This window comes from Rhodopirellula halodulae (assembly GCF_020966775.1).
Taxonomy (GTDB): Bacteria; Planctomycetota; Planctomycetia; order Pirellulales; family Pirellulaceae; genus Rhodopirellula; species Rhodopirellula halodulae.
Map to the genome: position 1 here is coordinate 237161 of NZ_JAJKFV010000004.1, position 14134 is coordinate 251294.

Below are 14134 nucleotides of genomic sequence, written 5' to 3' on the forward strand. Positions count from 1 at the left end.
AGAAGTGGCGTTCTCAAGACGCCGCCCATTCCATGGCACTGATTGTCCTGCGATTCATATTCTTGCTGTGCGCCGGTGGCGTTTCCGCAATCATCAACACTTCCCTGCCCAGCGGCGGGTCGGAAGCCGTTCCGTGGCTGACGTTCGCCGCGATCATGGGTTTGGCGGTGGCGATTGTGGTGCTGGACATCTACGTGCCTCGCAAACGAATCGACACGATCACGTCGGTTTACTTCGGTGTGCTGATCGGTGTCTTGCTGACCTTCATCCTGACGATCGCTGCGGCACCGCTGATTGAATTGACCAGTAACCTGCGTGTGTTCCAGTTGGTGGTGGGTTTGGTGCTGTGTTACGTCTGTACATCCGTCTTGTTGCAGACCAAAGATGACTTTCGTTTCTTGATTCCCTACGTGGAATTTGTTCGCGAGGTCAAAGGGTTCAAGCCTTTGGTACTGGACACCAGCGTTGTCATCGATGGCCGCATTGCCGATTTGGTCGCCACGGGCGTGTTTGACAATCAGTTGATCATGCCACGTTTCGCACTCAGTGAATTGCAAGCCATCGCGGACAGCAGCGACAAATTGCGACGCACGCGTGGTCGCCGTGGTTTGGATGTGCTGAACCGTTTGCGTGCCGACGAGAATGTGGATTTGCAAATCTTCGATCGCGAACTGCCTGAGTTGGCCGGCCAGACCGTGGATTTGAAACTGGTGCTCCTCGCCAAACACTTGGAAGGCAAAGTCGTCACCGGCGACTACAACTTGAACAAGGTCGCCAAGGTGCAGGGCGTCCCCGTGATCAACTTGAATGAGATCAGCAACGCGCTGCGTCCGGTGTTCTTGCCTGACGAGTCGTTCCGTTTGCGAATCATCAAACCCGGCGAAGGCCCCGAACAAGGCATCGGGTACCTCGACGATGGCACGATGGTCGTGGTCGAAGGCGGACGCCACAAAATCGGCCAAGAAATCGACGTTCGCGTGACCAGCACACTGCAAACCAACGCGGGCAAAATGATCTTCACCAAAGTGGATGCTCGCTAATCAAACCAGGTTCTCGCCTGGCTGGCGTCGCTGACAATCGTCGGCGAGACGCGAACGTTGAGACCGGCATCGTCGCGCAAACGTTCGTGCATCCTTCGGTTCAGACTCGCGTCTGCGGACGTCTCTTCCCAACACAATTCATCGTTCCAAAAGAAAACAGATATGGCAAAGAAGAAGGCTGCGGCCAACGCGTTTGAATATGTCGAACCGATCGGGGATCGAGTCTTGGTTCGGAAGGACGAACCCAAACGAGAAACTCGCGGGGGCATTGCACTGCCCGACGCCGCGGAGATCCCGACGATCACCGGTCGCATCGTGACGATCAGTGCCGTGGTGGAAAACGATGAAGAATTGCCACTGCGCCAGTACGACAAGATCCTGTTCCACCCCAAGAACGCGATCCCGGTGGATCTGGAACACGACAACCAATTGTTCGTGGTCCCCGTCGATGACATCGTCGCTGTGTTCCGACGCGAAGCCCCCGAAGAATGAGATTCGCTGGCGAGCGAAATGCCTTATTCAATACTTAGCGGACGCGGCGCAAGCCGCCCGGTGTCCCACCCATCTAGTCGCCAGCGGAACTAACGCAAAGACGCCAGGTCGCAAAGACGCGATGAACCACTTCCCCCCTGCGTCCCTGCGTCCCTGCGTCCTCGCGACTCTGCGTTTTCAATGTTTGACGCTTGGGTGCATGCAGCCAGGCTGGCTGCACGACGGATTGCGCTGAGAGGCATTCGTGAACTGGAGTGAACACGCTGTGTCACTTGCCTTTCGCGACCAATCTCAAAAATAGTCCGTGTCAAACATCTCGCCTTGAGCCCGTGTCCCAAGGTCGCCCCACAATCCAAACGGGCTTTCGCTTCCGGGTGCCTGCTCGCCTTTGCCTTCTAAAATCACCGATGCGACTCCGCCGTCGTCGATGGAATCCGTGATGAACTTCACCGCTCCATCCCCCATCGCGACGTGCCCTCCGCCTTGGTGCCGGCTGCTCATCGTCAACGTTCCCACCGTGGTGGAATCACCACCAAAACACAATGTTGCATTCGGCGGAAGCACGGTGTTGAACCCTGTCATCAACGGCATCGAATCCGCCCAGCGATAGCCTCTGCCCTGAGAACGATTGGTAGGAAGCGTTGTTGCCCCGCCCGTCAGCCAAAACATGGGACGCGTGGGATCGCGTTGACCGTCGCAAAACCGCTTGTCGTCCAACACGCCTCCCACCCAACCATTGTTCATCGATGGAACCGTTCGCATGTCGTTGTCGCCAAGATCCGTGCAGATTTCTCCCAACGCGATCGTGTTGGACAATCCATCGGTCACATCGTCCATGCTCGTGATTTGCCGCGGCACAAAGAGACCTCGTCCGGTGGCCTCCATCTGCAACTTGCCGCTGGGCGACCACTGCGTTCCGTCGTGTCGCCACAGCCCCTCATCCAATCCTTGAATCGCATCGCCCAGACAAGCCGCGTAGTTGGTACGTCCCAACGATGGCAAACCAGTGCCTGGGTCCGACGGACATCGGTACACAGCAATTTCATTGGTCCATGGCACATACGTAATGACCGATGGCGAAGGCCCCATGGACGGGTAGACATGTTGCTGCCCATCCGTTCCTTTCGTCCCTCCCAACTCCATGTCCATGAAATCCATTTCGACATAGTCGAAAGCCGGATCGTAGTCGGGGCTCAGCGTATCGCCGGCCGGTGCATCCCCTTGATAACGTTCGGTGATCGCTTCCCAAGTTGCGTTCTGATTCGCAAACGGCAAGATCGACACAAGGAAACTCAACCGAAACTGATTGGTGGTGAAGGGATCGTTCGAGTTTTGAAACGTTCCTGTGCCATGCGGAGGAAAATGATCAAAGGCATCGTGATACTGAGCCACCCCCAAAACGATTTGTTGCAAGTTGTTGGAACAGCTCATGCGACGTGCCGCTTCACGAGCCGCTTGCACAGCCGGCAACAACAAACCAACCAACACGCCAATGATGCCGGTCACCACGAGCAACTCCAGCAACGTGAACCCAGCTCGATGTGGAAAGACGCCCGTTGAAGAGAAGCCTTGCGATGGAAAACCTCGCGAAGAAGATCCCCGAGAAGTCGGACGCGGTCGCCCCGTGTCATCCAACGATTCAATCAGCCATGAATTCATCATGTCATCACCTTGCATGCGTCTTCCTTCGCTCGGTTCATTTCCGGATCCACCTTTGCGGATTCGCCATGGAAGCGCACCGCAATCCAGTCTTCTCCATCGCCCTTGATCGACGTCGCAACACATTGTCCACGCGCCGGTGGCCTGCATTGTTTCGCTCTGTAACCGCACCCATGAACGCAACCAATAAATGTCTTCAATTTATGGTTTCGGTTCATACCTCTGGTTTGGGAATGCGTTAGTCTAACGGGCAAAGGCACGCGGCGGTTTCGTGCTCTTGGCTTTTCTCTGGAGAATCTTCGTCGGTGCTCAGTCTCGTTTCACGCGTGTCGCTTTCGGATCCGAACTTCGCCATCGAAGTGGTGCAACGATGTTTGGCATCCGCCGTTGAGCAAAACGCCAGCGACGTGCATCTACATCCGCGATCGGATCGCTGGGACATTTCTTTTCGCATCGATGGCGTCTTGCAAGACATCGAATCGGTCCCGCGAAGTGAAGACAGCGATCCCGTCGCGCGATTGATGGCATTGGCGGGTTTGCCTTCATATCGAAACAGCGTGCCGCAAGAAGGCCCACTTCGTTTCAGGTTGCCAGACGGCAACGTTCGAGAGATGCGTTTGGGCGTATTCCCGACCGTGCATGGCAATCGTGCTGCGATCCGAATCATGGATCATCGCGAAAGCATTCGGCAACTGAACGAACTGGGTTTCGACTCGCAAACCCACGACCGTTTGCAAACCATTTGTGAAGCTCGAGACGGTTGGCTTCTGGTCGCTGGTCCTGCGGGAAGTGGCAAAACGACGACGCTGTACGCTTGTCTCTCGCACATCGCCAACTGCGATTTCCGACGCAGCGTTTTGACGATTGAAGACCCCATCGAATCGGTGATCGATTCGATCAGCCAAAGCCAGCTGCAATCATCCAGTGGACTCACGTTGGCGGCGGCGATGCGTGCCGCGGTACGCCAAGACGCGGAAGTGTTGCTGGTCAGCGAGATCCGAGACGTGGAAACCGCCGAGGCCGTGTTGGCGGCCTCCATGACCGGACACCTGTGCTTCTCATCGATCCATGCGGGAACGTTGGGCGGGACGCTACGGCGTTTGGTTCAAATGAACCTGCCGACATTCGCGATTCAAAGCGGTTTACGAGGTGTGCTCTGCCAACGCTTGCTTCGTCGACGCTGCGACGCATGCCAACCGCAATCCTCTCCACCCAAGTCGTCTTCGTGCGACCAGTGCCACGGGACGGGCTATCGCGGACGCATCCCTATTGTTGAGCTTGTGGATCTACAAGACTCCCATATTGGACCGCAAGTCTTCCAGGCACTTATTCAACAAGCACCGGCATCAGAACTGGACCGTTTGCTAGCGAACAGCGGAATCGAGTCCATGCAAACGCAAGCGGACCACTTGGTCGAGCGAGGCATCACCGACCGCGAGGAAGTCTTTCGCGTCCTGGGGAGAAACGCGTGACGGAAACTCCATCGCACATCCCCGATTCCTCCACGTCTCCGTCGCCATCGAACACAGGGCAACCGAACACGGGGCAGCCGAGCACAGTTCAATTGAGCAATGAGACGCTTGTGTTGCTGCTGCAAGAAGTGAGTGCCATGGCGGCTTCTGGTCGCTCACTGGTGACCGGACTGACTGGGTTGAACGATGCGGCGTTGGGAAAACTCGGACGTGCGGCCAAACAGGTTCGTGACAGAATTGAAAGCGGCCAGTCTGCTGCCGTGGCCATGGGCTCATTGTCCGCGCCGTTCCAATCGCCCATTCGCGTGGCCATGCAATTGATGGCGCAGACGGGATCCACGGAACCCATCCGCGAAACAGTTCGGCTGATCCGACAAAAAGAAGACGCCCGGCGTAGACTTCGGCTGGCATCCATCGGTCCGATCCTGAATGTCGTGGTGGGAGCGTGCGTGCTGTTTTTGGTGATGCCGTGGATCTATGTGCAAATGGCCGCATCCGAATTGATTCGCGGCCCGTTCGCACCAACCGTCACCGAGATCTGTCAAACGTTCGCGCAGAACTTCACCTTCGCATGCCTGGTGGCTCTGGTCGTGGCGGTCTTGTTCGCTCTTTGGTTGCGTTGGAGCATGCATCGCTCTTTCGAAAAAAACAAACCATTGCGATCGATCAGCACGTTTTGCCGCTGGCTCGCAATGCAAATCCAGCTTTCACTTCCAGGCGACATTCATTCCTCGACAAACGATCCGAACGCAGCTTCGACGGTTCGCGAAACCAACGCCATTGATGTGTCACAGGCGGTGGAGTTCGCCGGTGAAGTCGCCACATTTGAATTGGCGGAAGGATGGCGGCGGGTGGCAGCCCAAATCCGCGGCGGCGGCCAATCCGTGGACGCACTGCAAATGCCGACCGAAACTCCCGACGCGGTTCAGCAGTGCGTGGTTGATTTGGTGGCCGGCAAACGGGACGCTCGGATGGTGGCCAACGACCTGAAACATCTGGCATCGCTTTATCACCAGCAGTCTCAAAGAAAACTGCGTCTTTGGGCCGAACGAGTCCCGCAGTGGATGTCGGGACTGATTCTGATCGCAATCATTTGCCTTCTACTTCAAACCGCCATCACTCCATTGGTTGACGCGGTCAGGGAGATCGCACAATGAGTGATTGGACAATCGCGAATCAAGCCGATCTGGAACGGTGGACCAACATCCGCACGGATTCACGTCGCGAAGTGCTTCGTGCAATCACGTTTGGTTTGATCTACCTCTTAGCAGCATTGGCCGTGGGGGCGTACCTGCTGATCTCTGTCGAAGCCATCACCGATGGAACGATCATTTTCGTTGGCTGGGATGTCGTGGAAGTCTCGTTCCCCTGGATGAACGTTCTGGCGTGGATTTATGCGGGACTGGCAGTTTCTTTCATCCTCTTGTTTGTGGTTTTTCAGCTCTCACTTCGTCACCGCTTGCCAGCCACACTCGTCCGTTTGGTCGCGATCTGTCCGATCCTTGGCCGAGTTCAGCAAACGCTGGCATCCGCCGAAACCCTGCAATCGGTCTACCACGCGGTTCTGGCTGAGCAACCTTACGGCGATGCCTTTCAAACCGCTGCCGATGAAATTCAATCGCCACTTTGGAAGCGATGGGCCTCGAGCGTTTCAACACGTTTTCAAGCCGGCCAGACGATTGAAAAGGCCATGCGACAAGTCCCCCTGATCGACCATCCGATCGCTGCGGTGATCACGCTGGGTCAAGACACGTTGACGCACGCTGAGACCGTTCGCCTGTGGCATCAGGCCACCGAAGAATGCCACGCGTTGCTTCAATCACGAACCCGACGCTCGATCCGATTCATTTCTCACACGGGAGTCATCATCGCGACGCTGTTGGCCGGCATGGCCATCCTTAGTTCCAACACCTACTTGGTTCAAATGATGGAGGGACTGACGTAGGTGAGCTATCAAATCGTTGCACTATCGATCGCGTTTGGATTGGCGTTGTTGGCTGGCACCTTTCGCAGCGTCAAATGGAACCTGATGCTGCGTCCGCCATCGACATCGCGTCCGCGGTTCGCTGCCTTGTACGCCTTCGCGGAGGGAACGTGCTGGGTTCTCAGTGGGCTGACGCTGCTGGCGGCAATCCCGCACCCCGTGACATTGCTTTTGCTGATGATGCTGGTGGCGTCCATCGTGATTTCCAACCGATGGCGTTATCGCGAGGAAGCAGAATCCATGAATCGATGGCTGCGATTCACGACAGACGGAAGCGGCATTTCCGCCGAGAATGAATCCGGATCTTCGCTGAACTCGCTCACGGAAGCACTCGGTCGAGCTTCCTCCACCGCAATATCAAAACAAGCGAGTCGATTCTCCTACCATCTCGACCGAGGTCGTTCCGTTGCCAATGCGGCGTACCGATCCAAGCTGCCGGTTTCGATTGCGACTTTGGCCGCGATTCATGCGTCGGGAACGCCGGCCTCGTCGGAGGTGGCCTCATCAACTTTTAGCGATGAAACCGAATGGCGAAATCGGTGGTCCGAAGATTCACAACGGTCAATCATCGAACAGCTCATTTACTTGGCGGGGTTGATGTTCTTGGCATGTGGCTTGAGTCTGCTCATCCGTGGCATGAGCGGCGACATTCTGTCAAAAATGATGGCTGAATTTGGCATCGAGCCGAGCGAGCTTGTTGAGAATGCCACTGTGTTGATCGACACGTACAACATCCTGATGGTGCTGCTTGCGATCTGGTGCTTTTTCGCCTGCACCGTTCGGGTATTGCCAACTGCTTTGGTACGCTTGGTGCCTTGGTTCGGCCGATCCGCTTTGGATGGCTGGCGAAGTGACCTTCTGGATGCGTTGGCGATGGGTGTGAAGAACCATCAAGCCGAATCGGATTTGCTCAACCAAGCCGCGGAAGCTTCTCGCGTTGCATGGACACGAAAGCGATGTCGCAAAGCGAGCAAATTGCTGCAAAAAGGAGTGGCTTTCCCCGTCGCACTTCAACGATCAGGTGTCATCACCAAACGCGAACGGACGTGGATGACGCTGTCTTCCGAAAACCATCATCTCGACTCCGCCATGGCCCAACTCGCCGGCAATATCCGACGTCAACAGTTGATCCGTTGGAAGCTCCGCATGTCGTGGGCAATGCCGTTGGCGATCGTGGCGGTCGGAATTTATGTGCTGGCACACATCGCGAGCGTCTTGCAAGCCCTCAATGATCTCACACTCGTTCTGAGCTGATGAATCGCATCACCACATTCCCATCGTCAATCGATCGCCGAGCATTCGATTCGCTGAAACCTCCTGCGAGTTTTCGACGTGGTTTCACGTTGATTGAAACCATGCTGGGTTGCGCATTCCTCGTTGTCGCAACCGGTTTAGCCGTTCGCGTGCATCAAGCGAGATCACAATTTGACCGTGCGTCGCTGAACCGTTTGTCGGATAGCTTGCTGGTCGAGAACGCGGGGCAGCGACTTTCGCTGATCCCTGATGATGAACTGGCCGATGCTGCCGAACGACTGAGCGAAGAACTGAATTTGCAGATCGATGTCCAATCCTTCGAGCTCGACGGTCGAAAGGGACAGCATTTGATCATCAAGACGAAATCGGAAGCCAACCCGGCGTTTCACCACGCATGGCGACTGGAGGCTTCGCCATGATGCGACGCGATGGCTACACCCTATTGGAAATCCTGTTGGTTCTGACGCTGACTTCTGTCTTGATCGGATCCACCGTGGGCTTGCTTTCCGTCATCCGGAAAAGCAATCAACGATCCACGATTGAGTCTTTGGATCGCCGAGAGATCCGACGGCTGGCCAATGAACTGCGGCACGATGTCGAACTTGCCAGCTCCGTGAAGCACCAGGGCACCACGCTTATCCTTCCGATGGAAAATGATCGGCGAGTCCTCTACGACGCGAAACTCGAACCGGGGATCACACGTTCCGTTCAGTCCTCCGACGGCAAAACGATCGCCCGCGATCTCTATCTGTTTCAACAGTCCGCACCGGCCAATTGGAGTGTGACCGAAGCCGAGTCGTCCGGTGGCGTTTTGGTCCGGTGCAGCTTGTTGCTGAAGACCGATCCACCTCGCGAGATGAAGATCGAAGCGGCATGGCGAGAGGCAAAGGCTGACACTGATTCAGAGTTGATGCCAGACAACGATGAGTCGTCCGAAGACGCCAGTCCCGAAACGGAAGATGATGCCGAAAATGATTCATCCGAATCGGAGGCCACAACATGAACGCAAAGTCTCAGGCATTCGTGTTGCTGCACCACACCGCGTCTCGTCGCGAAGGTTCATCCGCTTTGGTGATGGTATTGATGCTTTCGTTGCTCGTTGGAACGTTCGCATTGACGGTGACCAACCGAGCGGCCGATGAACGCCGAGCAGAATGGGATCGACAGCAGATTGCAATTCTTGAATCCGCGATTCGATCTGCTCGTCCGTTCTCAAAAGATCTGCCATCACCTCTTCGATTGCCGGTGGATGACGAAGCCAAGGTTTGGGTGGAGGTGAAGGTCATCAACCCTGGCGACGCAAACGACCAACTGCAAGCGACCTTATTCCGCAACGAACAACCCGGACTGACCATTCAACGTCCCATCCGAGGCCAATGATGAATCACTCAACACTCGACCATTTTTCTTCGCCAACCAGTCGTCAGTTCGCCATGAAGCCTCCCGTTTCGCGAATTCGTTTTGCAGCGTTCACGTTGGTTGAACTCTTGGTTGTGATCGCCATCATCGGTGTGCTGGTCGGGCTTCTTTCGCCCGCCGTGCAATCGGTGCGAGAAACCTCCCGTCGGGCGGCATGCCAAGCTCGTCTGTTGCCGATCGGGCTGGCCATTCACGGTTATCACGACCGATGGATGCACTTTCCGGTTGGCACGATTCTCGATGAAGGCATCGCGGGGCCGATCGAAAGCACCGCCTCCGGCAACCACCACAACTGGATTGGTCGGCTGCTGGACTTGATGGATCAACCCAACATTGCCAAACGCATTGACCGATCGGTGAGCATCTACGACGAAGCCAACCAACCCGTTTTGCAGTTGGAGTACGACGGTTTTCGATGCCCGTCTTCCGTCAGCAACCTTGGCAACGCCAGCAGCTATGTTGGACTGCATCACCCAACTGAAAAACCAATCGACGCAACTGATCATGGCGTCTTTTTGTTGAACACCAAAATTTCGCGGGATGATGTCACGGACGGCCTTTCGAGCACCGCCTTTGTTTCCGAAAAACTCATTCACTTGGACGATCTGGGTTGGTTGAGCGGGACGCGAGCAACCCTTCGCAATGCAGGCGGCGGCATTCAGGCTTCCATCGATCGATTTGAGAAACGACCACCCAATGTTGTCGGATCGATCGGCAGCTTGCACCCGGCCGGGGCTCATGTTTTGTTCGGGTCCGGTCAAGTGCGTTTCCAATCCAATGAAACGGACCCGCGCATCATGGAACAAATGATTGATCGCCGCGATGGTCAATTGCCGTTGCAGTACCAGTCCATCGAAACGCTTCGCCAACAAAGCCTGTGATGAGTGTTCCGGTCATCGACGACTTCGACGAGGAATCGTCGTGGCACGATCCAATCTTGCTGACTTGGTTTGGGGTTTGGGCCCTGATTGTTTCGCTGGCCTGCGCCGCCGCCGGATCGAATGCTCGCGGCGGGGATCCTTCGGACGATGAGTGGCTGGTCATTGGGCTGGCGATGGGCGCTTGCACCGCCACTTGGACGGCCATCGGAAATTGGGCCCTGTTGATGGAATTGCCATCGCACGGGCCTGCGAAAAAATCGGCTCAGCGGCTTCGGATCGGAATTGCGGTGGTGACGGTGCTCACCTTTTTCGCGATTGGATCGGCCTGCACGAAGAGCATGGACTCCTTCGCCACGACCGCGTTGGCAACCGTCGTTTCCTGGACGATGCCGTTTGTGATTTGGCAGTGGTTTCGCCGGCCTTTGCATCGAGGCCAAACCGTCTCCACCGGCCGACGACAAATTCGCGAAATCTTGGGCATCGCGGTCACGATTGCATTGGTCAACGCCTTGTTGAAACTTGCCAGCCTGAGCGTCCATTTGTCACCCAGTCGCATCACCATGATTCTCAGCGTGGCTGCGATATGGACGTTGATGATGTGGACGATGCTGAGTTGTCGCTGGTACTGGATGCTGCTGGTGGTGCCTTTGTTTGTCGGGCAACCGTTCCTGGTGCTGCTGGCAATGCAATTGGAAGATTCAACCTACAGCACCGTGTCGTCCTTCGTCGTTGGCTTCTATTGCAGCCACTTTCTGATGGCGATGTTGTTTCTGTCGCTGATGCGGTCCAGCGGGCACCATTGGTTTCGAACCACGGAAGCCGCCACCGGTTGAACCAAACGATCGACGACGTGACACCTTAATTCTTTTGAAGCTGGCTTCGTTTCAGCGTCATGGAATGCACGGTTTCGTTTTCGATCGTGATGCACTCAAAGGTCACTTCCGGATCCGGCTTTTCGAACTCGAAGGTGATCTTTCCAAAGAAGTTGCCTTCGTTGTAGGAAAACAACGCTTCTTCTTTGGTTGGATGCGTGTGATCGTTGGTCAGCTTGGACGTTTCGAATTCGAACAGGTCATAGCCTTGGGGACGTTCGATCTTGTAGATGTCCGTGCGATGGCGGTCCGCGGAGATCAGGATGACACCGCCGATGTCGTGCTCGTCGATCCAATCGAAGATCTCATTGCGTTCGTCTTTGACGCCCCACCATGAATCACGCCCCCCTTTGTCGGCGTGCTCCGTCCAGAGGGTCCCCGACGCGAGCACTTTGAACGTCGCCGTGGAGGCTTTCAATCGCTGCTTCAACCACTCTTTTTGTTCCGGCCCCAACATCGTGCCATCTTCGAAAGAACGGTAGTAGCGATTGTCGAGCATGAACACGTCGACATCTCCCATCGAAAAATCAAACCAACATCCCGGCAACTGATCGCCACCGCCATAAGCCGGGTTGTTCCAATTTTCGCGAAAGACTTTCCATGTTTTGAACTTCCACTCGGGCTTGAAACGCTTCGGTCCACCTGATGAATCATCCTTGCCCAAATCATGATCGTCGTAGACCGCATACACCGAGGTCGACGCGGTCAGCCGTTGATACTCCGGTCGCAACTGACGGCGGTAGTAGTGAACGCGTTGCTTCGTTCGCGACTTCGGTTGGTCGATGTAGACGTTGTCTCCCAACATCAACAAAGCGTCCGGTTGGTGCTCCGCGATGACGTCCCACATCTTTTCTTTCGGTGGGTTGTACCGAGCACCGCCACCAAAAGCAAAACTCACCGTCGCCGGTTGTTCCTTCGCGGGAAAGGTACGGAAGGAAGGACGCTGCTCAGCAAACACGGCCTCACCATCGACCAGGATGTCATACGCAACTCGTGTATTGGGTTTCAGCCCTTTCATATCGAGCAACGCGGTGAAGTCGTTCTCGGCGGACGTTCGCACAACGTCGCTTTCTCCACCACCCCAAACCAATTGCACTTCCGCAGACTCGACGGTTCGAACCCAAATCCGCGCACTGTTGTCAGTTACACAACCCAGCATGGGTCCGCCCAGTAACTTCAGCGAGTGCTTTTGAATCAGCTCTTGATATTCCTGATCGTGAACCACGTCTTCCAACGACGCATCGGGCTCCTCCCACGTGTACATGGATTGAAGAAAGTAGTGATCCATGTCGCCAATCACCGGTGTTTCCCTGGGCGTGGGAATCGGCGGTTTAGCTTGCACACCAACCGAGGCACATGTGAAAGCCAGAACGGTGCCACAGAACAATTTCTTCATGAGGTGAATCTCGCGATCGCGGACAGGGCGGGAATCTGCTTCCCGTCGCTCGCGGTGACCGCAACGAGCGAGGAAGAGATCGAGAGATTCTAGCAGATACGATTTCAGCCGCGTTCGATTCGTTCGTTCGAATCCACATCCAGCAGGTCCCGCGCAAGCTCGTTCCAATCGTCATGCGACAGCAAACAACGTTTGACCTCCGGGTGCGGAGTCGACCAAATTCGAGGCAAATCTGATTCTCCCGTGATCATGGGTCGGAAAGCCAACTGTTCCCGCGGCGGATGGAACATCGCTTGGACGCCCGGCTTGTTGCCACGTGCGTCGATGCGGTACCAACCATGGCTGGGTAAATGAACCGCATTCAACCCATGCAAACAAAACGGAGCCCCATCGCCATCGACCGAGAGTCGTTGATAGCAAAGCCCAGCCGGGATTTGGTTGGCTCGCAACAACGCACAAAGCAGGTGACTCTTGGCGTAGCAATAGCCGATCCCATGTTTCAACACATCGGAGGCTCGGCAAGTCACCGGTCCGCGTCGCGCATCACCACTGTGTTGGATTGAGTCACGCACAAACTCAAAACACTTTTTCGCGGTCTCCTCCACCGTGCCGCTAACCAACCCGCGTGCTCGCGTCACCACCGCGTCCTGGTCGCTATCAATGATGTCGCACGCGGCTAAAAATCCACACGGGTCGGGTTGGCTATCCAATTCATCCACAGCTTCGCTGTTCCTTTTAACATGCTTCGTCGCTTCCCGAATCAATCCCTCGGGTCATCGGCGATTTGCCACCCGAGCGACCATCATGCCTTTGCATCGTCAAACGAAGGGACGGAACAGGCGAAGCGTAGGTTCGGTCCGGTCAGAGTTTTGACCAGGACACGCGGGCTTTATGAAGTGCTCGGCAACCGCGATTGCCGACGAGCGTGCCACGCACCGCACCAAAAGAACGTGACCAAGACAGTGGTCAGCACCAAAGCGGAGAGAACATCCGCGGGCGACAAAGCCACGGCCGCTATGCTTCCAACGAAAAACATGCCAGCCATCGAGGCGAACCGATGCCGGCGGACACGCAGCCCAACCGCAAACAAACCAAACATCACCGGAAGCAGAAGCTCCGCGAAACCAATCGACCAATGCATCGTCCATCTCCTTCAAAGAGACCAAGGAACATTCGCCGAAAGCACTCTGTCGACCAGGGAACATCCCATTGACCACAGCCGTGAAGCGATCAAACGATTCTATCAGATCTGGATGCCCTATCGGCGTTGGGATCGCGAGCCAAACTCGCAGCGACCTTCGATTCCCACCGCGTTCAACCAGCCAAAATCCCCAGAAAAACCACGATGGTGATCGCCTCGCGATATTCCAATTTTCGAAGAGGAACCAAATCAGTCACCAGCCGGTTCCAGAATTCGTTCACAAACCAAGCGCTGATGAACATCATCACCAGATAGCGGACGAAATCGATCAGCGACGTCAGCACCACGCCTTGAACAGGATACCCCTTCGCTTTGTCCGAGAATGCAAAGGTGAGAAAACCTGTGCCCGCGGAATACAAGATCAACAAAATGTTGAAACCGATCGTGATGCCTTGTCGGTGTTTGTTCATGCGGAAGCCTGCGTTGTTCGGATAGGAACTGTCTGACGATCGCTTACTCGAAAC

16 protein-coding genes are annotated in these 14134 nt (G+C 55.7%); 11 read left to right on the top strand and 5 right to left on the bottom strand.

Annotated features, from left to right (window positions below; translation table 11 throughout):
* Positions 1-32 precede the first annotated feature (32 nt).
* Both LOC70_RS04780 and LOC70_RS04785 read left to right on the top strand, forming a co-directional pair.
* Positions 33-1040: a PIN/TRAM domain-containing protein gene (locus LOC70_RS04780; RefSeq protein WP_230252204.1), complete on the top strand. Its 1008-nt coding sequence runs from the start codon at positions 33-35 to the stop codon at positions 1038-1040.
* A gap of 162 nt (positions 1041-1202) precedes the next feature.
* Positions 1203-1532: a co-chaperone GroES gene (locus LOC70_RS04785; RefSeq protein WP_230252205.1), complete on the top strand. Its 330-nt coding sequence runs from the start codon at positions 1203-1205 to the stop codon at positions 1530-1532.
* Positions 1533-1823: 291 nt separating this feature from the next.
* Here the strand turns inward: LOC70_RS04785 and LOC70_RS04790 are convergent, their stop codons facing one another.
* On the bottom strand, positions 1824-3209 hold the full coding sequence (locus LOC70_RS04790) for a DUF1559 family PulG-like putative transporter (protein WP_230252206.1): 1386 nt from the start codon (positions 3207-3209) through the stop codon (positions 1824-1826).
* A 287-nt stretch (positions 3210-3496) separates the two neighbouring features.
* Here LOC70_RS04790 and LOC70_RS04795 point away from each other — a divergent pair, with 287 nt between their 5' ends.
* The 9 genes from LOC70_RS04795 to LOC70_RS04835 are packed head-to-tail and all read left to right on the top strand — an operon-like array spanning position 3497 to position 11034.
* Complete coding sequence (locus LOC70_RS04795) at positions 3497-4663, top strand: GspE/PulE family protein (RefSeq protein WP_230252207.1); 1167 nt, start codon at positions 3497-3499, stop codon at positions 4661-4663.
* Positions 4660-5820, top strand: coding sequence for a type II secretion system F family protein (locus tag LOC70_RS04800; RefSeq protein ID WP_230252208.1), 1161 nt, complete (start codon positions 4660-4662; stop codon positions 5818-5820). The genes LOC70_RS04795 and LOC70_RS04800 overlap by 4 nt, the downstream gene beginning before the upstream one ends.
* A complete protein-coding gene (locus LOC70_RS04805) occupies positions 5817-6608 on the top strand; it encodes a hypothetical protein (protein ID WP_230252209.1) in 792 nt (263 codons plus the stop codon). The genes LOC70_RS04800 and LOC70_RS04805 overlap by 4 nt, the downstream gene beginning before the upstream one ends.
* Complete coding sequence (locus LOC70_RS24440) at positions 6609-7901, top strand: type II secretion system F family protein (protein ID WP_230252211.1); 1293 nt, start codon at positions 6609-6611, stop codon at positions 7899-7901. It begins immediately after the preceding gene.
* Positions 7901-8320 (top strand): type II secretion system protein, encoded by a 420-nt coding sequence (locus tag LOC70_RS04815; protein ID WP_230252213.1) that lies wholly within the window; start codon positions 7901-7903, stop codon positions 8318-8320. The genes LOC70_RS24440 and LOC70_RS04815 overlap by 1 nt, the downstream gene beginning before the upstream one ends.
* Positions 8317-8904, top strand: coding sequence for a prepilin-type N-terminal cleavage/methylation domain-containing protein (locus LOC70_RS04820; RefSeq protein ID WP_230252215.1), 588 nt, complete (start codon positions 8317-8319; stop codon positions 8902-8904). Before LOC70_RS04815 ends, LOC70_RS04820 begins: the two co-directional genes overlap by 4 nt.
* Complete coding sequence (locus tag LOC70_RS04825; RefSeq protein ID WP_230252217.1) at positions 8901-9281, top strand: hypothetical protein; 381 nt, start codon at positions 8901-8903, stop codon at positions 9279-9281. Before LOC70_RS04820 ends, LOC70_RS04825 begins: the two co-directional genes overlap by 4 nt.
* A gap of 53 nt (positions 9282-9334) precedes the next feature.
* On the top strand, positions 9335-10201 hold the full coding sequence (locus tag LOC70_RS04830; RefSeq protein WP_230252219.1) for a DUF1559 family PulG-like putative transporter: 867 nt from the start codon (positions 9335-9337) through the stop codon (positions 10199-10201).
* Positions 10201-11034, top strand: a complete 834-nt coding sequence (locus LOC70_RS04835) for a hypothetical protein (protein WP_230252222.1) — start codon at positions 10201-10203, stop codon at positions 11032-11034. The genes LOC70_RS04830 and LOC70_RS04835 overlap by 1 nt, the downstream gene beginning before the upstream one ends.
* 25 nt (positions 11035-11059) lie before the next feature.
* Here the strand turns inward: LOC70_RS04835 and LOC70_RS04840 are convergent, their stop codons facing one another.
* From LOC70_RS04840 to LOC70_RS04855, 4 genes are all read right to left on the bottom strand, one after another.
* Complete coding sequence (locus tag LOC70_RS04840; protein ID WP_230252223.1) at positions 11060-12469, bottom strand: alkaline phosphatase D family protein; 1410 nt, start codon at positions 12467-12469, stop codon at positions 11060-11062.
* A gap of 104 nt (positions 12470-12573) precedes the next feature.
* Positions 12574-13188 (bottom strand): transglutaminase-like domain-containing protein, encoded by a 615-nt coding sequence (locus LOC70_RS04845; protein ID WP_230252224.1) that lies wholly within the window; start codon positions 13186-13188, stop codon positions 12574-12576.
* Positions 13189-13358: 170 nt separating this feature from the next.
* Positions 13359-13610 (bottom strand): hypothetical protein, encoded by a 252-nt coding sequence (locus tag LOC70_RS04850; RefSeq protein WP_230252225.1) that lies wholly within the window; start codon positions 13608-13610, stop codon positions 13359-13361.
* Between the two features lie 173 nt (positions 13611-13783).
* Positions 13784-14080: a hypothetical protein gene (locus LOC70_RS04855; RefSeq protein WP_230252226.1), complete on the bottom strand. Its 297-nt coding sequence runs from the start codon at positions 14078-14080 to the stop codon at positions 13784-13786.
* Positions 14081-14134: the final 54 nt, after the last annotated feature.